Raw genomic sequence first — 21,842 nt, 5'->3', positions numbered from 1 at the left:
GAAAAGGCTATTCCTGGAGCCCGATATTGGTTACCTGGATGTCATCCGAGCGGAGGAGATCAGCCATCCGGGCCAGCACCTTCTTTTCAACCCGACCAGATGATTTGAGGTTGGGGACAATGCTGCGGGGTTGGGCGGTAATCGTTACCTCCGATTTTCCCTCCCGTTCTCCGATCTCGACAACCAGCTGGTAATAGGCGCCGACGGTTCCATAGTCCGGACGGCCGAACAGTTCCACGTAATGGGAGTCGATGGAGGTGGAACGCCAGCCTGTTTTCAGCGTCCGTTTTTCCTGGTTATCATAGGCGATCTTGTAACCCAGGGTCTTCAGGACCTCCTTGGCGGCAGTGTAGGTTTCCTGCTCGGAGGCCGGAAAGGCCTGGCTGACCGGGTCGACTGGCCGATCCTTGCCGTAGATGAGTGGCTTGGTACACCCTGCCAGTATCAGGATGCCAGCCAGAAGGGCGAGGGTTTGTTTCTTCATACAGATCTCCTTTTTTTCAAATAAATAGAGTAGATAATCGCGGCCGAAATCAAGAGACCACTGATCAATTGGGAGGTCGAAAGGATTCCGGGGATAACAAATCCGCGAATCGCATCCCCTCGAAAGACCTCTAACACCGACCGGCTGATACCGTACAGGACCACGTAAGAAAGAAAGATCTGTCCCGTGAATTTCTTCCGGCGGCGCAAGGCAATCAGGATCAGGAACAGGGCCAATTCAGCGGCTGATTCCATCAGTTGTGTCGGGTAGAGCGGGATCCCAGCGGGGGCTAGCGATGTGCCATTATGGGGGAAGGTAACAGCCCAGAAATGGCTTTCGGTGACGGGGCGTCCGTAACAGCAGCCGGCGGCAAAACAGCCCAGTCGCCCGATGGCGTGCCCCAAGGCGACCCCCGGCGTGAAGAGATCAGCAACCACCAGGAACGGGGTCTTTTTTCTCTTGGCATAGTAGAGGCTGGTGCCGATGGCGGCAATCAGGCCGCCATAAAAAACAAGCCCCCCCTCCCAGATTTTCAAGATATCCAGGGGGTGGGAGAGGTAACGGTCGTAATCAACAACAATATAAAGGACGCGGGAGCCGATAATGGCGGCAACCACGATATAAAAAGAGAGGTCAAAGACGAAATCGGGGCTTAGGTTAACTTTTTTGGCCTCATGGGCGGACCACCAGATGCCGGCCAGAAAGGCGGTGGCGACGAGAAGGCCGTAGGTGTAAATCGGGATCTCATGGGAGAGGAATGGGAGCGGTATCTTCAGCAGAATCGGCAACATGCGGAGGATCCTAGTGGACCGGTTTTGGGTTGTAAAGGAGATTTAAGGCGCTGTTTTCTTCTGGAGGATCCAGCCGGAGAGGGGGGCGCCGCCGGAGCCCTGGAGGGTGATCTGTTTTGAGGGTTTCGCAACCTGGATCATCTGTGTTGTGGTGGGGCTCAATTTCAGGGAGAGGGGAAAGGCGATCCCTGGGGTCACCGGAGGACCTGTGAGGATTGTCCCCCGGCTGTCCGGTGGGGCACAGATCAGGCAGACGCCGGTCGGCAGTCCGGTCTGGGGATGATCCTTTTGGGCCTGGTAATTGAAACGGGAATCGGTGCTGAGACCGGTGTTCGTGAGAGAGAGTGCCGCCGTCCAGGTGTTGTAAAATTCGGGGAACTCGTCAAAGGCTTCACTGGTTCCGGCAAAGGACTTTTCAAGGTTGGCCACACCGGTCTCTTTATTGGTGACGAGATTTCTCAAGAAGGCCTCGCCGTCGGCGCTCTGTTCGTAGAGATAACGGAGGAAGAGGTAGCCACAGCCTCGTGCGGCCAGGCCCGGACTCCCTGACCCGACCAAGGATGTCTTGGAGAGCGAGTTCAGGCAGATTTTAACGCGACTGAAATTTTCCAGGGGAAAGCCGGTTAAGTCTTCGAAGAGATGGGCCTTCCATTCTTCAACGGAGGCGATCTCGACGCTCCCTTTTTGCACCAGGACCCGCTGGTTGAAGCTGATCATATGTTCATATTCGTGGGCGAGCACGCCAGGAAGGATCTGGTCGACCACAAACGAGACGGAGAGCGAGTTTCCAAATTTGCCGTCCGGGTCGGGGACGAAGGTATAGAAAATTTCCTGGCAGTTGGAACCGGACCCTGAGGTGCAGACTAAGTCTCCGGGATAGAAGAAACCGGTGACCATCCCTCCGGTACTGGCCATCCGGTTGATCACCGGGGTCATCAGGATCGTGATATGCCCATCTTTATTGACGTCCGACTCCGAACCGAGGACCTTTCGTTCATACGGGACGGCCACCGCTTCATAGTCATAGGCGAGCCTCTTGATGTCCGCGTCGGTCAAGGCCGAGGGGGTATCCAGATCAACGTAAACGTAAACAGTGCTACTGATGTAGCGCAGTTTGGCCTTCACCATACTGTACTGGCTGAGGGAAGAGAGCGAAGAGAGGACATTGAAATAGTTGATCGAGCCGAGTGTCGGGGCCGAGGGGGGATAATATTGAGCGGCCTGAAGGTTGGAGAAACCTCCCTCCTGAACAAGGGTGGCCATCTCTTTTTCGGCATCACGCAGAAGCCGGTGAAATTCTTCTGCTGTCGAGGCCTCTTCCAAGGCCCGGTCGGAGAGGTCGATTGTTTCCGCGGTCAGGGAGGAGAGAGCGGCGCTGTCGCTATTCATCGTGACGGAGACCGCCTGGTCCGAGACGGTTGAGGAATTGATGATCAGGAGGTATTGGTCATTGGGTTGTCCCCCTTCAAAATTAAGGACTGCCTGGTTGTCCTCCGAAAACGCCAGCGGTTGGACATCCCCCAGGACCAGATTGGCAATGGTATTGTTTCCATCACTTTCTGTCTCACCGGCGCCGGCGGAACTGCTGTTGAGGATGGAATCTTCACTGCCGCAACCGGCAAGAAAGGTGAGGAGGAGGGGGACCAGGATTCTTTTGAATGGGGGAGGGATAGATCGCACACCCTCCTATTTTGCAATCCGAGTGCCAGATACCTAACCCACCCCCACTTTTAAAAATTACTGATAATAATCATGGTGTTGAACTTATAGAATAATTTTTATAGGGGATTAATAAATTAAAAATGATAAACAAAAATGGGTCTAATTTAACCCTTTTATAGGGATCATTCTGTTTTCTTTTTTGATTTTAACAGGTTAGAGCGTCAAAAAAGCGATAATAAAAAATCAATTTTGACGCAATAGGACAATATCTGTTTTCTTTAATGATTCAATGTAGTTATTCACTGGTGAGGATCTCAAAGATCATTCCCATCGCCTCATTCTTGTAGGTGACGGCGTGAAAGTCTTCCAGGTTGGGATTCCCACGGATGAAGATATCGAAGGTCTGGGTGTAGCCGATCGGGACGGTATGCGGGTATTCCATCAAGCTCTTTTTTTCCTTGGGGAGGTCCGACCAGACCTTAGGGTCCTTCAGGCGGAGACTGTTTGTGGCCTTCAGTTTTCGACCGTTGAGGGTCTCAATGACCCATTTGTCTTTGATGGCATCCATCGGGATCGGGTCCATTGAGTTGTTGGTCAGGCTGACGATGACGATCTTGTACCCTGGCATCAGTTGGTCGAGGGAGGGTTCGTAACGGGCCTCGATCGTAATACCGTAAGGGGTCATCATGTAGCCCGACGGGCCGGAGATCTTTGTGGGCCCTTGAGACCGTTGCGAGCTCCGGCTGGGGACGCAACCGGAAAAAAGAACTAACATTAAAACAACAACAGGCTTCTTAAGCATGGGAGCCTCCAAGTTTATCGACAATCTTATCGGCAAAATGACAACTGGCCCAATGGCCTGGGAGCCACTCCTTGAAGGGGGGCTTTTCGGTGCGGCATTGAGCCTCCCTATAAGGACAACGGGTATGAAAGGGACAACCTTCGGGAATCTCCGTGGGAGAGGGGACCTCTCCGGTCAGGAGGGTTCGTTTTCGCCTCTTCTCCGGATCAGGGATAGGAATCGCCGCAACCAGTGCCTGGGTATAAGGATGGAGCGGCCTGGCTAACCCTTCGGCCGGAACCAGTTCCACAATTTCCCCCAGGTACATGACAGCCACACGATGGGAGAGCATTCTCACCAGTTTGAGATCGTGGGAGACAAAGAGGTAGGAGAGATGGAGCTGTTTTTGAAGATCCCGCAGGAGGTTGACAATCTGGGCCCCCACCGAGACATCGAGGGCCGATACCGGTTCGTCGGCAATCACCAATTCCGGAAGAAGGGCCAGTGCCCTGGCGATCCCGATCCTTTGCCTCTGCCCCCCGGAGAACTCATGAGGGTAACGGTCAAGATTGTCGGCGGCCAACCCGACCGTGGCCAGGAGTTTTTCCAGTCTCTCTCTTTTTTCCTGGCGGCGGACCATTTTGTGGATCACCAGAGGTTCGGCAATAATCTCACCGACGGTCATGCGGGGGTTCAACGAGGAGTAGGGGTCCTGAAAGATCATCTGGATATGGCGCCGGAAGGGACGCATCGCCTTGAAAGAAAGCGGGGTCAGATCGGTCCCTTTGAAAAGGATTTGTCCTGAATCAGAAGGGATTAATTTCAGGAGGGCCCTCGCGAGTGTTGTCTTCCCGCAACCGGATTCACCGACAAGCCCCAGGGTTTCACCCGGCTGGATTGACAAGGAGACGCCGTTTAAGGCCTTGACCGACCTCTGAACTCGCGAGAACAGGCCGCCCCGGACCGGGAACCGTTTGACCAACCCTTTTACTTCTAGCAGGGGTGTTACACCCAAGGGAAGTGACACCGTACCTTATTTCCTTTCTTGCCGGTTGGTTTCTCTTCTAACTCCGGTTCTTCCTGACGGCAACGATTTTCGACCTTTTCGCAACGGTCCTGAAAAGAACAACCGGGTGGTAGTTTGGAAAGATCGGGGACAGTTCCGGGGATCACCTGTAGCCGTGATGGGCCCTCGTTCCATCGCGGGATAGCCCCAAGGAGGGCCTTTGTATAGGGATGCCTTGGGTTCGCGAAGATCTCCCTCGTTGGTGCGCTCTCGACGATCTTGCCGGCATACATCACCATCACCGTTTCCACCGTTTCCGCCACCACCCCCAGGTCGTGGGTGATCAGGATCAAGGCCATCCCCAGTTTTTTCTGCAATTCTTTCAAAAGTTCCAGCACCTGGGCCTGGATGGTCACGTCGAGGGCCGTTGTCGGTTCATCGGCGACCAACAGTTCCGGCTGACAGGCGAGCGCCATGGCGATCATCCCCCTCTGCCGCATCCCCCCGGATAGTTCATGGGGGTAGCTTTTGGCCACACGGATCGGATCCGGAATCCCGACCAACCGGAGCGATTCCAGCATCTTTTCCCTTCCCTCCGGAGAGGGGCATTTTTGATGAATGGCGATCGCCTCTTCGATCTGGTTGGCGATGGTAAAAACCGGGTTCAGGCTCGTCATCGGTTCCTGAAAGACCATCGCGATCTTCTGGCCTCGGATCTTTCTCATCTCTTCCTCGGGGAGTTTGAGGAGATCGGTGGAGTTGTTCATCAGGATCTTTCCGCCAATGATCTGTCCCGGCGGAGAGACCAGGCGGAGGAGGGAAAGGGCGGTGACCGATTTTCCGGAACCGGATTCTCCGACGAGGCCTAAAGTTTGCCCGCGGTTGATTGTAAAACTGACGTCATCGACCGCCTTGACGGTCCCGCGGGAGGTCAGAAAATAGGTTTTGAGATTTTCAACGGTTAATAATGGTTCCATTACATTTTCAACCTCGGATCAATGGCATCCCGGAGTCCCTCCCCAACCAGGTTGTAGGCGGTAATTGTTATAAAAATGGCCAGTCCCGGGAAAAGGGTCAACCACCAGGCGATGTCAATAAAATCCCTCGATTGAGACAGGATCTCCCCCCAGGAAGGGGTTGGGGGCTGGACGCCAAAACCGAGGAAGGAAAGGCTCGATTCGATCAGAATAGCGGACGAAACCCCGAAGGTGGCCGAGACCAGAACTGGCGCCAGGCTGTTGGGCAGGATATGGCGAAAGATCAGTCTCAGGGCACCGGCTCCTGTGGCCTTGGCGGCAATAACGAAATCCTGATCGCGGAGTTTTAGAAATTCGCCGCGGACCAGTCTCGCAATGCCGGTCCAGCTCGTGATCCCGATGACGATCATGATATTGATGAGTGAAGGGCCGATAAAGGCGAGGACGGTCAGGATCAGGAAAAATGTGGGGAAGCAGAACATCACCTCGATGAGGCGGGAGATCAGCATATCGACCCACCCCCCAAAGTAGCCGGCCAGGGCGCCGAAAATAACACCGATGATCACGTAGAGGGCCACGGCAATAAAGCCGACGGAGAGAGAAACCCTGGAGCCATAGATCATCCGGGAGAGGACATCGCGCCCCTCTTCATCCGTGCCGAGCCAGTGGTCTACCGAGGGGGGGAGGAGGATGGAATTCAGATCATACTCCGTGGGGGAGTAAGGGGAAAGGGAGGGGGCCAGAAAGGCCAGGAGGAAGAGGAGCCCGATAAAGATGAGCCCCACCACCGCCAGCCGGTTTTTCTTAAACTGATCCCAGACGAGAGAGGTGGTGGATTCTTTTTTCATGACTGCCTTCTTTCAAAACTGATGCGGGGATCGACCATCACGTAGAGCAGGTCGGAGATCAGGATGCTCAAAAGTGTGAGAAGCGCCTCGATGGCGGCGATCGCCATGACGGTGGGGTAGTCGCGCGAGAGGACCGCCTCAAACCCCAATTTCCCCATGCCGGGGATGGTAAAAATCTGTTCCACGATGACACTGCCGCCAATGAGACCGGGCAGGAGTGTCCCCATCAGGGTGATCATCGGGATTAGGGCGTTCCGTACCGCATGTTTCCAGACAACCCACCTTTCGGGAACCCCCTTGGCGCGTGCGGTCCGGATGTAATCCTGGCGGATCACCTCCAGGAGTTGGGCCCTTGAGAAACGGGTCATGAAGGCAAACCCTCCCAGCGTGAGCGTTATCACCGGGAGGACGAGGTGCCAGGAGGCGTTGCCGATCTTCCCCCACCAGGAGAGTTGTTCGATCCCTCGTGAAAAGAGACCAACCACCGGGAAGAGGTCGAGGTATTCTCCACCGCCGACAAACATGATCAGGATCATCGCGATCCAGAAGGAGGGAAGAGAATAAAGGATAAAGAGGAAGAGTGTGATGATCTTGTCGGTTCGGCTGTCCGGCCGGACGGCGGAGAAGACCCCCAAGGGGATGGAGATCGTATAAATGAGAAAGATCGAAATAAGATTCAGCAAAAGTGTGATCGGCAACGCCTCGCCAATCTTTTTCAGGACAGGGCGATGGTCTTTATACGATTCCCCAAAGTCGAATGTGACAATCCTTTTGAGCCATTGGAGGTACTGGACCGAAAATGGTTTATCGAGACCGTAGAGTTTTTTTGTCTGTTCGATGACCTCCCGGGAGACCGTTTCGCTCTTGATCCCCTCACCGCCGAGTTGTTGGATCTTGAGGGAGACCGGATTTCCCGGCGCAAGCTGGATGATCAGAAAGGTAACGAAGGTAATCCCCAAAAACGTCGGGACGATCAGAAAAAAACGTTTTAGGAGGTAGGCCAGCACGTTGAACTGACAATCTAATCAAAGATCCTCTGGATCACAAAGGTTTTTTTGCGGGCCTTCACGGCCATTGTGGGAATGGATTTGGAGCCGCCGGGCCAGGAGAGTTTGAGGTCGTAGGTCCCTTCGGGAAGGGCGAAACGCGCCACCTGAAAAGAGCGGGGAAGTGTGAGCCAGGAACGAAGATCGGCACGGTTGGTCGCCAGAACAAGAACACCCAAAAAAATTCCAAGGTCCCGATCCACCTTTGTCCCAACGGCGACGGCGGCCCCTTCTTTGACGGCCAGTCTGGCAAGACCGCGCGCGATCATCCCCCCCTTTTGATCGGCTAAGGTTTTCTTCGCCGCTTCATCGACCCGGTAGAGGGGGGTTGTTTGGGCCAGTTCTGTTTTATCTGTGGGTGACACACCCTTGGGTGAAGCACCCTTGGGTGAAGCACCCCTGAAGACAGAAACCAGCACGGGGTTTTTCAAATCCTTCGGGTATCTCGGCAATGGAAGAACCTGAAGATTTATCTCTTCTTCGGTCGATTCCTTTTCAGGCACGACCCCTTCTTCTATCAGAAGGATGACCTCTCCCTGATCCGGAGGGAGGGGCCGGTAATCCTGTCTGAACAATTTTTGCCATCGGGCCTTTTCATTCAGGAATCCAAACAGCGTGGCCCCCTTCAGGAGATCCTGGGGGAGGGAAGGGAATGAGGGGACTATCTTTTGGGTGGTTTTGTAATCGATGTAGGCATCATTGAGTTTGCCATTGGCCTCCCAAACCAATCCTGAAAGGTAGGTGGCAAAGGCGTTCCTTAAATAACTCTTGGAATTATCCTTAAAGAAGTCTGAAAATTTTGTGTGGACCCGACGGACTTCCACCAACGCCTCATCCGGCTCACCTAACCCGAGGTAGTTGAGGACTTGGAAGAGGTGCATCAGCAATCGTTCAAAATCCTCTCCTTTATAGGGGATCAGGTTGTCATTGGTGACAAGCGAGGCGGTTTTCGCCAGTACCTGCGGGCTGTTCATCGCCTCCGAGAGTCGGATCGCCTCCTCGAAGGTTTTTAAACTTTCCTGGTAGCGACCGGCGGTGTGGAGGATGACAGCCTGATCCATCAGGTAGAGAAGACGATCCCGGTGGGGTGGTTTCTGTTGCTGGTACCACTTCAGGGCCTTCTCAGGATCCCCCCTCTGGAAGGAGTGGCGGGCGCCTCGCGATTGATGGACATACCCGCCTCCACAGGCAGTCATGGACAAAGCAAGGAGTAGGGTTACCGCGAGCCGCAATTAAAATCCGGTGAATTTTTTGCGGAACTTCTTCTTGATCTCGACCTCATCGGTCCAGGCAATGATATTGGTGGCCAGGTCGGTCATTTCCAGGGTCGCCTTGTAATAGACGATCTCCTGGCGCCCGACCGGTTGTTTGATCGCCGAGATATTGCCGGAGATCAGGTAATCGGCGCCAACCTGACGCCCCCTCTTTTTGGCGGTTTTCTGGTCGATAAAATCACCGGACTGGTATTCGACCTCTTCTTTCACCGCAGGGCGAAGGCTCTCATTGACGAATTTTATCTTTTTCGATTTGAAAAGGGCGGTTCGGATTTTGTCCGAGAGCGATTTCATATCGATATGCTCGTCGGTGGAATTGGTGATCAGGCTCATCATGACCGTTGGGGAAGCGGCAGAGGCGGCGATTCGTTCATCAGCCAGGAGTGACTCAGTCAGCTTTTCGGCGATCTGCTGGAGATCCGCCTCCACAAATTTGTCGCTCCTTAAGATCACCGTATTGGCCGGGATATAGGCCCCCTTGGCATACTGTCGGCCACAGGCGGTCAAAAAGGGAAAAGTGACCAAACAAAAACCAATAATCAGTCGTTTCATAAGACCTCCTTGGTGGTGGGGAAACTAGCGACTCTTTTTATCTTTGTCTAGGGTGTTTCTTGATGGGTTTCTTGATAAGCGCGGAGACCGTGAAGGGCATGCATCATCGGTGCGAATAGGTCGGAATAGGTAGGTTCTTCCGGTGTGTAGGTTCCTGTTGTTTTAGCGGCCTCGGTGAATCGGGAGATTTCCTCCACCTCTCTTCTGCGGAGATCAGCAGAAACAATATTCTTGATGAGGTAGGCAAGAACACGGACGGCCCTTTCACCACGACGTTCCATGGTGGGGGTCCTGTGGGATCGGATGTAACTGTCTGTTCGGTAGAGCAGTTCCACAGCATGACCAAGTCGTGCTATCAAGATGTTTAATTTGGGGATGGAATTCATATCCCCGCGATGAAAGTCAGAGACCAATGTTTCAAGATTCGTACCCACCTCTCTCAGGTGAGCATCGACATCGAGCATTTTTTCAAAGTCGTTCCGAAATGAAATCTGAATTGACGAGCCATCGGGTGATGTAAAAGATTTTCCCTCTCCCCAGAGATCGGTGAGCTTGTAACCATAAATGTGTATTTCTGGGTATCGGTAGGCCAAGACAGAATAGGCGTCCAAGAGATGAATCGCCGCTTCAAAGTTTTCTTTGGCACGAACATCGATGTAATTAGCTATGGAATCTTGCGCTATGGCTGCCACAGTGACGGCACGGCCACTACTGGGGTCTTGGATAGGTAGGGGGCGATTGGGATTGTCCTCAAACTGGGCGGCAAAGATGAGACTCCAGGCAGGATTATTATCCTGGGTCCCTTCTGGAAAGGTTTCATTAGGAATAAAAAAGTCTTTGTGTGAGCTATGAATAAATCGTTCATAAACGTCAGGAAAGGAAAATTGAGACATTCGGAGGCCTCTTCTAACCACTTCACTTAAACGACTGATGTCAGATTCAGCAGCATTGGCATGCAGAGAATTACGAAAACGCCCACTGGATTGATCAAAACCACTCCTCGCCGTGAGTTCAACCCAATTTCGAAAGTAACGATTCTGCGGTCCTAACCCAAGGGCCCCATGATAGGCCATGCTAGTCAGTCTTTCTCGAGGAAATTTTTTAGTCTCCTCAGAGGAGACCGCAAAGTTTTCGTAGGTCGTTGTGACCTGGTCAATGGCGGCTCCCGTTTCCTCAAAAAGGGTGTCACGACAGATGGCATCGACAAGATTAGGATCGAGACGATCCTTATAGGGAGCGTCCATATGAAGGAAGCTGTAGACCTGTATACGATCAGCAAAGCAGAGTGCTGCAGCAATGAACCGTCTTTCCAAGTTTTGCGAAGCCCTTATATCTTTTGCGAGAAGACTGCTTTGAATCTCCTCCCATTTTGGAATTCCTGGAGTGTAGTGATCCGCTCCGAGTGCCGATAAAGTGGTGTCGTAATCTTTTTTGGTGAAGTGGGCGGTGGAAGCTCTTGATTCATTGAGCTCAGCCATCCGCCGGAATATTTGTAAGCTGGGGTCGATGTCCTTAGCGCGAATATCTGTAGCCATTCTTTCTCCCATGACTCGTGAGTGTTGGAACAGGGTTATTATCGCAAAAAATTAGGAAGAGTTGCTTGAAAAGGGTGATTCACCCAAGCAGGCTCCAAAGAAGGTGTTATTCCAGCTCTAAGACGGGCCGAACCGTCCATTCCAGAGGATCAACACCGGCGGGATAGACCTGGACATTCTCGAACCGCCGGTCGAGGGCGAGCAGGTGAGGGCTGGCGTAGAGAAAGGTATAAGGTTGTTCCTCATCCACGATCTGATGGAAACGACGGTAGAGGTTGGCCCGCTTTTGTCGGTCGAACTCCCGCCGCCCCATTTCGATCAGGGTGTCGGCCTCCCTGTTTTCAAAACCGACGAAGTTGGATCCTTTCACCGCCTGGGAAGAATGCCAGACCTGATACGGGTCCTGCTCAAAACCAAAGACCCAACCCAGGGTGACCGCATCAAACTTTCGGTCGTCTAAGTTTTTGATGAAGAGGGCCCACTCCAGTTTTCGAATCTCCATGTCGATCCCGACCCCGGCAAAGTCTTCCTTGAGAATAGTCGCGAGCCGTTCGGCGAAACGGCGGCCTGAAGAGATGAGAAACTCAAAACGAAAAGGGACCCCATTTTTATCCAACCACCCGTCGTGATCCGTATCCCGCCACCCAGCCTGGGCGAGCAACTCCTTCGCCTTGTCCGGGTCATACGGAATCGGTTCGATTTGAGGGTTGTAATCAAGAGAGTCGACATACGCCGGGCCGGTGACCACTCGGCCGAGGCCAAAATTGAGTTTTTCCAATATCTGTTGACGATTGATCAGAAAGGTCATTGCGCGACGGACCCTTTTATCCTTAAAGAAGGGTTTTTTATTGTTCCAACCGATGAAACTATAACCGGGAGTGGTATACGATCTTTTCTCAAACCGGTTGTTAAAACGGGAGGAACCTGTCTGGCGCACCCACTGGATCGGACGAAGTCCGGCGAAATCAAGCCCTCCTTTTTTGAGCACTTGAAGGGCGACTGTATCTTCGGCCACAATTTCGAAGTCGATGCCGTGAAGGGCCGGCTTCTCTCGCCAATATCCCTCGTTGCGGGCAATCCGGATCCGATCACCGGTTTTCCAGGAGAGAAAGCGAAATGGGCCGGTGCCGATCGGGGTCCGGTTCAGGGGATTCTTGTTAAAGTCGGTTCCCTGGTAAAGGTGCTTGGGGATGATCGGGATCGTCCCGGTAAACTCCAGCGCCAGAAAGTACGGTTCTCTGTAGGTAAACCGGACAACAACGGGAGAGAGTTTTTCGACCTTGAGAATATCCTTGTAATACACCTTGAGATGCGGGTCGTCGACCGCCGGGTCCATGATTTTTTCAAATGAATAAAGGATATCGTCGGTGGTAAAAGGGGTGCCGTCATGCCAGAAGACGTCGTCCCTTAAGGTGTAGGTGAACTGCCGGTGATCGGGTGAAATCTCCCACCGGGTTGCCAGTTTTGGCCTCCAGGCGAGGGTGGCATTATCTCTTTCAATCAAGGTTTCATAGATGAAGTTATCTATCGTTCCGGCATAGGCATCGGTAGCCAGGATCGGGTTCAAGGTATCCGGTTCAGCACCGAGGTGCCAGATCAGGATGGAAGGGTCTTTCGGGACCTGAAAGTGGCAGCCCGTGAGCAGGATCAAAAAAAGGCTAAAAAGTGTCGATTTGTTCCGCATCAGCCGGGAGATCGATTTGAAATATTTTTGGTTTTAACGGAGGGTTCAGCTCGATGCCATCCAATTCAACGATAAGACTTCGGTGCGATTTCCAGAAGATGATCTTCAATTTCTGGGGAACCGGTCTGTCATGAACCGTTGTCCATTCCAGGAACCGGATCTCCAGGGAGGGGAGACGGGAACTATCGAGTGCGAGAAACTGCAATGGCCTCAAGGTCTCCGCATCGATTCGGATTCTTTGCCCCTCCTCCTCAAGAAGAAAGATCTTCCCATTTTTGATCAGGTTGATTTGATAGTCCGTTTCGTCGTGCAACGGGAGTACCCCGGCCAGGAGCGGGACCATGACCTCCGGGTCGAGGGGGAGTTCCAGGTATTTTGCAAAAAGCCCCTCCTCGGCCGTTCCCTGGACGTACTTTTTTTCCTGGGGCCAAAAGAGAGTGGCCTGAATTCCGTTAGAGACAACCTGACTCAGCAATAAACCAAAGTCGTTGGTGGTATCGATCCGGAATGAAGCCGGGAGCAAAAGGAGGATAACCCTGTCGGCGGAGGGGCTGAAAAACCCCCCTCCTGAACGGACCTTGAGAAGGGCCTTAAGCCCCTTGATCTCCCGCTGTGCCTTCTGTTCCTTAAAGATCTCCTGGAGCGAGGTGCGATGGGAGGGCCTTTTCACGGCCGAAAGAGAGGTTTGGTGAGAACCACAGCCGACGGCGAAAAAGAGGATCAGGAAGGCAAGGAGGGTGCTAAGGCTGTGACTTGATCTTTTCAATCTTTTCCCGGAGCCGTTCTATATCCCTGTTTTTATCCTGGTCCAACTCTTTCTTTTTTGAAAGAAGCCCCAGCGATTCTTCAAAATAACGCAGGGCGATCTCTCTCCGGCTTTTTTTCAGGTACAGATCCCCCAGATGCTCGACAATCGCCGGTTCCTGCGGGATCAGTTGGTAAGCCTTCCCAATGTAGAGAAACGCCTCGTCAAATTTCCCCTTTCGGAAGTAAACCCACCCAAGGCTGTCGGTAATATAGCCGTCTTCCGGCTTGAGTTCCAGCGCTTTCTTCACCAATTTCTCGGCCTCGTCCAGGTGGATCCCTTTTTCGGCATAGGTGTACCCGATAAAATTCAGGGCATGGGCGTTGTCGGGGGACAGTTTCAAGACCCGCCTCATCGCCTTGATTGATTTTTTAAACTCCCCCGTCTTGTCGTAGAGAATCCCCTGGGCGTAAAGGAGGCGTGATTTGTCTTTTACCCGACCAATCCCTTCCTCCAAGACCCTGATGGCGGCAAGGTTTTCTCCACGATCCCTGTATATTTCTGATAAATATTCGTAGAATTCACTGATCTCCGGTCTTTTCTTCAGGGCCTCCCTCAGGATCTCCATCGCCTCCTCCTCCTTTTTGGTCTGGACATGGAGGTAGGCCCGGTGGAGTCCGGCCTCCTTATAAAAATCGCCGGAAGCGGGTATTTTGCCGAATTCACCGAGGGCCTCTTGGATCATCCCCCTGTTTTCATAGATGACCCCAAGGTAGTAGGTGATCTTGTCGAAATTGGGATAATCTTTGAGGATGGATTGGAAGTGACTGATTGCCTCTTTGTAAAATTTTAGTTCATATTGGAGAAGTGCCAGCCGGAGCCGGAGTGTAATCTCCGAAGGATTTTTCCGCACCGCCTCTTGGAGGACCTTCAGGGCCTCCCGTTTTTTTCCTTTGGCGAGGTCAATGTCGATAATGGCTGCGAGGGCCTTGGTATTGTCCGGCTCGATCTTCAGGATTTCGCGATAGGTATCGACCGCCTTGAAAGGCTGGTTCATGAAATGAAAATAGAGGGAGGCCCTGAAGAAAAGGGCATTGGTCTCCTCCGGATTCCTGCGATGGTAGGCCTCCAGCACCGTGAGGGCCCGGTCAAAATTTTTCAATAGGGCCAGTTCCTGGGTCAGGAGCAGGACTGTTTCCTCCGAATCCGGTTTTTCCTTGGTGGCTTTTTGGAAGTAGTGAGCCGCCAGGGGGTGATCCCCTTCCGCCGAGGCGATTTTACCCAGCAGGAGCAGGGTCTCTACGGCATGAGGGTTTTCCGCCTCCAATTGTTTGGCGATCTCTTTGGCCTTGTTGAGCTCTCCCTTGTCGCCCAGTAGCGAGGCCTTCTGGAAGAGCAGGGTTTTGTCCCCCGGTTTTTGGCCTAAAGCTTTTTCCAGGTATCGGGTGGCCTCTTTGGCCGAACCGCCGTTAAGAGAGATCTGATAGAGGAGGTAAAAGAGTGTAGTTTTTTCTTCGTTGGGAGGGCTCGCTAAAAGCCGGACAGGGCTGAGGAGCATCCCGAGGACCAGTAAAAAGGTGAGGAGTGGCATTTCTTCCTCTATTTTAGCATTGTTAGGAAGGGGGGGTCAAGAGCAGGCAAAACTCTTTGTTCCCCTCAGGGCCGGTGAGTGGGGATTCGGTGACCCCGCAAGCTTTCAGGTTGAGGGTGGAGGCCAAGGCGCGGATTTTTTCAATCACCTGCCGGTGTTTTTCAGGTTCGCGGACGACCCCCTTTTTGCCGACTTGACCCTTGCCGACTTCAAAGTTTGGTTTAATGAGTGCCACAATACTCGGACATGGTGAGCGTGTCGAACCATGACTCGCTAGTATTTCCTTCACCTTCGGCAACACCAGTGTGAGTGAGATAAACGAGACATCGATCACCGCCAGATCAATCGATTCCGTGACTTGATGTCTGTCCCAATAACGGATGTTGGTCCTTTCAATAACAACCACTCGGGAGTCGGTTCGGAGTTTCCAGGCGAGTTGTCCGTAGCCAACATCGAGGGCATAGACTTTTTTCGCCCCCCGTTGGAGGAGACAATCGGTGAAACCGCCGGTGGAAGCCCCGACGTCGAGGGCAACGAGGCCAGTGACATCCAGATTAAAGTAATCGAGGGCATGCGCCAGTTTGATCCCGCCGCGACTGACAAAGGGGTGTTCTTTAGTTGCGTCTTTGGATAATGTAACTTGCGATTTCACGCAGGGCCTGAGCCTCGTTGCCAAAAGGGCGTAATGCCTCATGGGCCGTTTCAATCAGTTCTTGGGCCTTCTTTTTGGAGGCGGCCAGCCCCAAGACGGAGGGGTAGGTGACCTTTTTATTTTTGGCGTCCCCTCCGGCATTCTTCCATTCTTTGTTCTCCCACCCCTCGACATCCAGAATATCATCGGCGATCTGAAAGGCGAGCCCTATCGCCTGCCCAAACCGGGAGAGCGCTTCAATCTGTTCCGGTGTCCCACCGCCGACCTTGCCTCCGGTGACGACAGCCACCTGCAGGAGTTTTCCTGTTTTGTGCCGGTGGATATTTTCCAGTTCTGCCGCCCCAACGTCTTTCCCCTCAAATTGCAGGTCCAGCATCTGCCCGCCGGCCATCCCTTCAAAACCGGAGGCGAGCGAAATATCACTAATCACATCGACCAAGATGGCGGCTGAAATTCCTATTTCCCGCCCCTTTTGGGAAAGAATCCGAAAAGCCTCGGTGAGCAGGGAATCTCCCGCAAGGATCGCGGTCGCCTCGTCAAACGCCTTGTGGGCGGTGGGGCGTCCGCGGCGAACGTCGTCGTTATCCATTGCCGGCAGGTCGTCATGGATCAGGGAGTAAGTATGGATCATCTCCAGGGCACAGCCAACCGGCAGGGCCCGCTCCATTTTTTCTCCGCAGGCTTCACAAGCGGCAATGGCGAGGATCGGACGGACCCGCTTTCCCCCCGCCATCAGGCTGTACCGCATTGCTTCTTTCAGACGATCCCCGGGCGCGGCAGGGAGCCACCGGTCCAGCGTTTCATCGACGAACCTTCTTTTTTTATCCAGATATTCTTTAAGGGACATTATTCTTCTTCCGATTCAAACGGCTTGATCGATTTTTTTCCGTCTCTGTCTTTGATCAATATTTCAATCTTCTTTTGGGCCTCGGAGAGTTTTTCTTCGCAAAATTTGGAGAGTTTCATCCCTTCTTCAAACGCCTTAAGGGAATCCTCCAGCGAGGTTTCTCCCTCTTCCAACTTCTGGGCGATCCCCTCCAGTTTAGCCAGCGCCGTCTCGAATTTTTCAGGGCCCTTGGCCATGGCGGGAGGGTCATAACGCCCCATGCCCCTTCTAGTCAACCGTCAAAAGCCGTGGGCTAGAAGCCTCTGGCTTTTTCCCGATACATCGGTCTACATTCCTCCCCATGATACAACTCTACCAGTATGAGGTCTGTCCTTATTGTTGCAAGGTGAGGGCTGTTTTGGATTACAAAAAAATCCCTTACCAAAAGATTGAGGTCAATCCAATGACCCACGACGAGCTAGCCGGTTTCCCGGAGGCGGTGGCGCACGACAAAGTCCCCGTTTTGGTCGATGAGGGGCAGGTGGTGGTGGAGTCAAACGAGATCATCCGCACCCTGGACCGGAAATTTCCAGAAAGGCCGATTTTTTCTGAGTTAAAATCTGCCGAGCAGGCTCGGTGGATGAATTATGCAGATGAAGAGCTGGTTCAAATCCTTCCCGCCAATATCTACCGCAACTTTTTTGAGGCGCTCGGTTCTTTTCGTTACATCACCAAGGTTGGTAAATTTCCCCGGTGGAAGCGGTACACCCTCGCCCTCGGCGGGGCTGTGGCGATGACCATTGTGGCGCGCAAAGGGATGAAGAAGCGCGGCATCACCGACCCTCGTCAGGCGCTTTGGACCGTTTTGGAAAAGTGGGAGGAGGGACTCAGTTCCAAAAAATTTATGGGGGGTGAGGCGCCGGATGTTTCCGACCTTGTCTGCTACGGGGTTTTGAGCAGTGTTCGTGAGATGAAGGTCTGGCCCTTTATCTCCCGCCAGAAAAAATTATTGGATTGGTTCGAGAGGGTGCGGTCAGAAATACCACAGCAGTGAGGCTTGGGCCCCCATCGAATGGGCTTGAAGGCTGGCACCGCTTGATCGGATATCGGAGAAGTGATAAATAAATTCAGGGCTCAAGGCAAAACGCTTGCCGAGCCGGAATTCATACCCTGCCGCAAAATCAGCCCCGAAAGAGACGTCACTACTGGCTGAAACGGTGACTCCGGATGCAGAGGCAGAGGCGGTGGAAACGCTGAAACCAACCCCCGGCCGGATATAAAAATTGGAAACAGGAAACCACTGCACGGCAAAAGAAGAGTTATAAATCGAAAAATTGACATTGCCATCCTTGGTATAGATAAAGGAGCCATCGTACATCAGCAGAATATCCTCCGTGACCCCCCCGCCGATTTTGAAGTCGCCCAGAAAGTCGGCGCGGGTATCCGTGGCGCCGCCACCGCGGGTATGAAGCATACCGCCCCCCAGACCAAACCCGATCAAAAACCCTTTTCGGTCTTTATTCCCATTTTCTAATTCACCTGCCCCAGCGTGAGTGGCAACGCCAAGAGAGCTGATCACAAGGGCAACAGCGAGAAGAGTTTTTTGAAATCGCATGGGGAGTCTCCTTTTTCCTGATGTTTAAGTTCCAGCACGACTAACTATGGGACCGGCCGGAGGTTGTCAAGAAGGGCTTGCTTTACCAAGCAACCATTGGGGAGAGGGGACGAGAAAGGGGGTATGGGTTACCCGATGAGAGTGCCAACTGGCAGTGCCCCTGTGCCAAACAGTCCGGCACCTGTTCCTACAGGACCGGCCCGGGTTTTAAGACCCAATGTTCCGGCATGGAGCAGACCGGTGGTAGAGGAATCGGTGGAAAGATTGGCCCGTTTGGAGGCGGGGGGTGTCGCCCGCGGTGCCGGTTTCCGCTGGCTTGGGTGGCTCACCCGTTGGGCCGGGCCTCTCAGTCTGGCCGCCCCTTTTGTGGAATTTGCCCGTGATGCCCATCAATATGCAGCGATTTACGAAGAGGCTGAACGCGAGCGGTGGCTGACCACCGTCTTTGCCTCTCCGATGATTGAGGAATACCCCCCCACAACATTGGTGCTGTCTCCCGCAATGCCGAAGCTTGTTCCGGAACCGCTTTTTGTAGAAAAGAAAGGGGTGCCTCTTCCACCCGCGAGTGGAAATCAAGTGGCCCGTGCCAGTGCGGATGCGCCTCCTGCGGCCCCTTCGTCCGATCCTGTTTTTGACGAGCTGGACAAACTGCGAGCCAAAAAAGAAAGAGATGGGAAACCGTTTGATCTGCGAAAGGTAACCCCGGAGATGATTGCCCGGATGACCCCTGCGGAGCAAATCGCTGTGGCCCGAAACTGTTTTGAGGCCTACCGGGCCAAGGCGATAGAACTCTTTCACGCCTTGATGGCCTCTCAAAATCCCGAGGAGTGGCAACAAAGATGGACCGATTTCAGGACGGAAACGGATTATCTGCTGGCACTGGATAAAATCCCTGGCACGTCGGAGGTGGCGACCCTCTACCGCAGTATTTTTTATTCAATGAAACCATTTGCCAAAGTGGCTCAGACAGCGGAAGCGGTTCGTGTCCTTAGGGAACGAGGTGTGGAGAGGGGTGAACCGTATTCTTGGGACGATGCCCGGGCATTGCTTCGGGGCGCGGCCGATTTGGAGACACAGGTGCGACACCGATGGTTGAAAACCGGTATTTTTTACGAGGCAACCCCCGGGTACCATGAACTGGCGGCGAATATTTTCCGTTTTTTGATGGGGAACTTTACCGTTTGTACCCCGCTACCGGATGGGAGCGGCTATCTTTTTTCCGGACTGATTCCGGCGATGAAAAGGACCTATGGGACGAACCCCAATTTTTGGCCCCCCTGGCCGAATGTCGATCTTAATTTGGGCGTTCCTTTAGATATGCTTGGTTGGTCCCACCAAATCCGGACAATCAAAGACGATTCCGGTGCCTTTCGGGATATCGAGTTTAGGCTGACTTTCAAGAAACCGTAGAATTTATCAAGCAACCGTTTGGGAGAGGGGACGAAAAGGGGGTATGGGCTCTCCACCACCGTTTGTGACCGCAGTCACCTTCCCGCGAAAGACACTGGTTTTCTACTACCGCGATCAGGTCCCCCGGGCCGGGGTTGAGCGCCAGATCTATTTTTTTGACAAAAATGGGAACCAACGGCTGGATGACGGCGACGTCAAGCTCTCGATCATTGCGGGAAGCCCCGAGCCGGGAGCGGCACCGGAGGGTTCAACACGACAGGTGATGGAAGACGAGTACCTGCAGAGGGGTCCTGTCTCGCGGGAAGACTTGAGGATGTTTGGCAAGGGAGTGAGTCGGCTTTTTAAGGAAGCCCGGGAGGAGAGAGGTCGTGTCCTTAGTTTTATCCGGGCGAGGTCAGAGGGAAAATGCCAGGCGCTGGTCCCTCCCAAAGAAGGGGAGCCTTCTTCTGCGGAACAGCGGTTTATCTGGAGCGATGCTACTTTTGATCCCCCATTTTCCATCAGTACCACCCGAGCGACTCCGGAGAACCGTTACCGGTCCGGCGATTTTAAGGGTCTTCCCAAGACGGAGATTGTCGATTTAAGTCGTAGCGACGGCAAGGCCCCGGCGGTCCAGGTCGACCCGGGCCGGTGTTGGAACGCCTCATCCCTCGGTTTTGAAAATGTCAGAGGTTTGATCCGTGGTGCCGAGGTCTCTATCGATACCGGTACTGGTGATTATTCGGGGACGGTGATCGCCCCCGAAGAGGTTGTCCTTAAAACCCTGGGGCTTCAGGATGACGATCGTTTCAATGTCTCATACAGCCCGGAGAGCGGGGCCTCCCGCCTCCATGTCGATCTGGAAGCGCCACGAAAAGTCCGCAAACCAAAATAAAAAGTTTAATTGGTGCCTGGCACCACGAGGGTCATTTGTGCCAGGCACGTGTATAACTTATTGATAAATATAGTATTTAACTATACTACGACTATTAATAGTCGTATTATATTGACGGTGTATTGTTGCATGGATTAGAATAGCAGTTGTGAATAACAAGTTAAACGTATTCTCAAAATTCGCAGTTTTTGGAGTGGTTGGGAGGGATCAAGTTAAAAATGATTTGCCTATGGTGCGAGCACTGGCACGTGATGGGGTGGTGAGAAAGGCCTGCAAAAAGGGGAGAGTTTTTTACGAATTGACCGAACAGGCGGTTTCTCTTTTGGAAGGGTATCGCCATAAGCTTTTGGCAGAGGCACAATTGAACTTTCAACTCTATCCGCGTCGCTACTTATTCTACACAGCTCTTTTAGAAGATTTGAGATTTTTGGATACCTCTAACCCGGATGCCAGCAGTTTTCAATTCTTGGGAGATTGGCGATTGAAAGAACCACCGTTGGTGTCTCAGCTTCAGCTATCGCAACGGCGATTTTACGAAAAAATGGGACTGGTATGACAAAAAAGAAATTGGAACAAATCGGTGTCGCTACATTGCCGGCTTTGTTTGAAAAAATTGAAAAAGTCTTGGCCAGAGAAGGGCTGAAAATCAAAATCATTGTTTTGGGAGGGTTGGCGATTATTGCCCAAGGATTTCGGGACAGGGCTACTTTGGACATTGATATTGCTCCAAGCTCGGATGCTCAGGTTTTTGAGGCTGTTTGCAATCAACTGGCTATTCCCGTCGATATCGTTACTTTGGCAACAACAGTCGATTTCAAGAGTGTGGTAACTCACAACATCTTTACAGGCAAATATCTCACGATGGATGCTGTTACAGCACCGGACCTCATCAAATTAAAACTGGAACGTTTTTATAAACAGGATCCGGATGATATCTATGCAATTCTTGCAAAGACAAAAATGCCCTATGAGGATTTCAAGGCACTTGTTTTAGAGATGTTTCCCGATTTTATTGGAGATCGGCAAAAACTGATTCTATCGGCCGAGATCGTGGTGGAGCGAATATTTCCGGAACAAGTAGGGGATTTTAAGATGGCCCCTAAATCGAGCGACAGTTTTAATAAGGGACAAACACAATGAGCTCAGAAAATGAGGGCAAAGCCTATCAAGAAATGGAAAAAGCCCGATTGTTTGATCGGGTGATTGGTCAATCGACGAAGATCCATCAGCGGTATGAAGAAATTTGGTCTCGTGTGAGGCCTCATTGGATGGATTCGAATCTCACCTTTAATCTTTACGAAGGCGACCGACACCCTGACTACAAAAAGCGGTTTGAAGAAGGGATGAAAAACTCACCTCATAAAGAGGATATTGAAAAGGCTGTGAACCAAGCCAACATTTCTTGCCTGACCCTCACCTTTGATAAAGCCAGATTTATGATAGAAATTTCTAAGAAAGTTTAATTGGTGCCTGGCACCACGAGGGTCAT

24 protein-coding genes are annotated in these 21,842 nt (G+C 52.6%); 6 read left to right on the top strand and 18 right to left on the bottom strand.

Translation table 11 applies throughout. From position 1 onward, the window contains the following. Positions 1-7: 7 nt before the first annotated feature. From HYS22_04090 to xseB, 17 genes are all read right to left on the bottom strand, one after another. On the bottom strand, positions 8-484 hold the full coding sequence (locus HYS22_04090) for a hypothetical protein (GenBank protein MBI1909330.1): 477 nt from the start codon (positions 482-484) through the stop codon (positions 8-10). Beyond that, positions 481-1,275 carry a prolipoprotein diacylglyceryl transferase gene (lgt, locus tag HYS22_04085; protein ID MBI1909329.1) on the bottom strand — a complete coding sequence of 265 codons (795 nt, stop codon included), beginning with the start codon at positions 1,273-1,275 and terminating at the stop codon, positions 481-483. Before lgt ends, HYS22_04090 begins: the two co-directional genes overlap by 4 nt. A 42-nt stretch (positions 1,276-1,317) precedes the next feature. Next, complete coding sequence (locus HYS22_04080; GenBank protein MBI1909328.1) at positions 1,318-2,955, bottom strand: hypothetical protein; 1,638 nt, start codon at positions 2,953-2,955, stop codon at positions 1,318-1,320. A gap of 277 nt (positions 2,956-3,232) precedes the next feature. Continuing rightward, the gene (locus HYS22_04075) at positions 3,233-3,739 is read right to left on the bottom strand and encodes a hypothetical protein (GenBank protein MBI1909327.1); all 507 of its coding nucleotides are present in this window, start codon (positions 3,737-3,739) and stop codon (positions 3,233-3,235) included. After that, positions 3,732-4,733, bottom strand: a complete 1,002-nt coding sequence (locus tag HYS22_04070) for an ATP-binding cassette domain-containing protein (protein ID MBI1909326.1) — start codon at positions 4,731-4,733, stop codon at positions 3,732-3,734. The genes HYS22_04075 and HYS22_04070 overlap by 8 nt, the downstream gene beginning before the upstream one ends. Continuing rightward, the gene (locus HYS22_04065; GenBank protein ID MBI1909325.1) at positions 4,724-5,701 is read right to left on the bottom strand and encodes an ABC transporter ATP-binding protein; all 978 of its coding nucleotides are present in this window, start codon (positions 5,699-5,701) and stop codon (positions 4,724-4,726) included. Before HYS22_04065 ends, HYS22_04070 begins: the two co-directional genes overlap by 10 nt. Next, positions 5,701-6,549 carry an ABC transporter permease gene (locus HYS22_04060; GenBank protein MBI1909324.1) on the bottom strand — a complete coding sequence of 283 codons (849 nt, stop codon included), beginning with the start codon at positions 6,547-6,549 and terminating at the stop codon, positions 5,701-5,703. Before HYS22_04060 ends, HYS22_04065 begins: the two co-directional genes overlap by 1 nt. Then, positions 6,546-7,556, bottom strand: coding sequence for an ABC transporter permease (locus HYS22_04055; protein MBI1909323.1), 1,011 nt, complete (start codon positions 7,554-7,556; stop codon positions 6,546-6,548). The genes HYS22_04060 and HYS22_04055 overlap by 4 nt, the downstream gene beginning before the upstream one ends. Positions 7,557-7,570: 14 nt before the next feature. Continuing rightward, positions 7,571-8,791 (bottom strand): hypothetical protein, encoded by a 1,221-nt coding sequence (locus HYS22_04050; GenBank protein MBI1909322.1) that lies wholly within the window; start codon positions 8,789-8,791, stop codon positions 7,571-7,573. Between the two features lie 36 nt (positions 8,792-8,827). After that, positions 8,828-9,421, bottom strand: coding sequence for a penicillin-binding protein activator LpoB (gene lpoB, locus HYS22_04045; GenBank protein MBI1909321.1), 594 nt, complete (start codon positions 9,419-9,421; stop codon positions 8,828-8,830). Positions 9,422-9,468: 47 nt separating this feature from the next. After that, complete coding sequence (locus tag HYS22_04040) at positions 9,469-10,899, bottom strand: hypothetical protein (GenBank protein ID MBI1909320.1); 1,431 nt, start codon at positions 10,897-10,899, stop codon at positions 9,469-9,471. A gap of 163 nt (positions 10,900-11,062) precedes the next feature. Beyond that, positions 11,063-12,640 carry a peptide-binding protein gene (locus tag HYS22_04035; protein MBI1909319.1) on the bottom strand — a complete coding sequence of 526 codons (1,578 nt, stop codon included), beginning with the start codon at positions 12,638-12,640 and terminating at the stop codon, positions 11,063-11,065. Beyond that, a complete protein-coding gene (locus HYS22_04030) occupies positions 12,615-13,406 on the bottom strand; it encodes a DUF4292 domain-containing protein (protein ID MBI1909318.1) in 792 nt (263 codons plus the stop codon). The genes HYS22_04035 and HYS22_04030 overlap by 26 nt, the downstream gene beginning before the upstream one ends. After that, on the bottom strand, positions 13,381-14,976 hold the full coding sequence (locus tag HYS22_04025) for a tetratricopeptide repeat protein (GenBank protein MBI1909317.1): 1,596 nt from the start codon (positions 14,974-14,976) through the stop codon (positions 13,381-13,383). Before HYS22_04025 ends, HYS22_04030 begins: the two co-directional genes overlap by 26 nt. Positions 14,977-14,998: 22 nt before the next feature. Next, on the bottom strand, positions 14,999-15,670 hold the full coding sequence (locus HYS22_04020; GenBank protein ID MBI1909316.1) for a TlyA family RNA methyltransferase: 672 nt from the start codon (positions 15,668-15,670) through the stop codon (positions 14,999-15,001). Then, on the bottom strand, positions 15,591-16,475 hold the full coding sequence (locus tag HYS22_04015) for a polyprenyl synthetase family protein (GenBank protein MBI1909315.1): 885 nt from the start codon (positions 16,473-16,475) through the stop codon (positions 15,591-15,593). The genes HYS22_04020 and HYS22_04015 overlap by 80 nt, the downstream gene beginning before the upstream one ends. Beyond that, positions 16,475-16,711 (bottom strand): exodeoxyribonuclease VII small subunit, encoded by a 237-nt coding sequence (xseB, locus tag HYS22_04010; GenBank protein MBI1909314.1) that lies wholly within the window; start codon positions 16,709-16,711, stop codon positions 16,475-16,477. Before xseB ends, HYS22_04015 begins: the two co-directional genes overlap by 1 nt. A gap of 104 nt (positions 16,712-16,815) precedes the next feature. On the opposite strand from xseB, the gene HYS22_04005 reads away from it, so the two are divergent. Next, complete coding sequence (locus tag HYS22_04005; GenBank protein ID MBI1909313.1) at positions 16,816-17,508, top strand: glutathione S-transferase N-terminal domain-containing protein; 693 nt, start codon at positions 16,816-16,818, stop codon at positions 17,506-17,508. Here the strand turns inward: HYS22_04005 and HYS22_04000 are convergent. After that, positions 17,488-18,069, bottom strand: a complete 582-nt coding sequence (locus HYS22_04000; GenBank protein MBI1909312.1) for a hypothetical protein — start codon at positions 18,067-18,069, stop codon at positions 17,488-17,490. The genes HYS22_04005 and HYS22_04000 overlap by 21 nt on opposite strands. Positions 18,070-18,204: 135 nt before the next feature. Here HYS22_04000 and HYS22_03995 point away from each other — a divergent pair, with 135 nt between their 5' ends. The 5 genes from HYS22_03995 (at position 18,205) to HYS22_03975 (ending at position 21,816) form a co-directional block, all read left to right on the top strand. Then, the gene (locus HYS22_03995; GenBank protein ID MBI1909311.1) at positions 18,205-19,479 is read left to right on the top strand and encodes a hypothetical protein; all 1,275 of its coding nucleotides are present in this window, start codon (positions 18,205-18,207) and stop codon (positions 19,477-19,479) included. A 43-nt stretch (positions 19,480-19,522) separates the two neighbouring features. Further along, positions 19,523-20,353, top strand: a complete 831-nt coding sequence (locus tag HYS22_03990) for a hypothetical protein (protein ID MBI1909310.1) — start codon at positions 19,523-19,525, stop codon at positions 20,351-20,353. A 148-nt stretch (positions 20,354-20,501) separates the two neighbouring features. Further along, a complete protein-coding gene (locus tag HYS22_03985) occupies positions 20,502-20,909 on the top strand; it encodes a hypothetical protein (GenBank protein ID MBI1909309.1) in 408 nt (135 codons plus the stop codon). Next, positions 20,906-21,493 (top strand): hypothetical protein, encoded by a 588-nt coding sequence (locus tag HYS22_03980; protein MBI1909308.1) that lies wholly within the window; start codon positions 20,906-20,908, stop codon positions 21,491-21,493. Before HYS22_03985 ends, HYS22_03980 begins: the two co-directional genes overlap by 4 nt. Next, the gene (locus tag HYS22_03975) at positions 21,490-21,816 is read left to right on the top strand and encodes a hypothetical protein (GenBank protein MBI1909307.1); all 327 of its coding nucleotides are present in this window, start codon (positions 21,490-21,492) and stop codon (positions 21,814-21,816) included. Before HYS22_03980 ends, HYS22_03975 begins: the two co-directional genes overlap by 4 nt. Positions 21,817-21,842 lie beyond the last annotated feature (26 nt).

Source organism: Deltaproteobacteria bacterium (genome assembly GCA_016177765.1).
Taxonomy (GTDB): Bacteria; UBA10199; UBA10199; order JACPAL01; family JACOUP01; genus JACOUP01.
The sequence above is the reverse complement of the archived record's forward strand: the minus strand, read 5'-3'. Positions and strand labels throughout refer to the sequence as shown.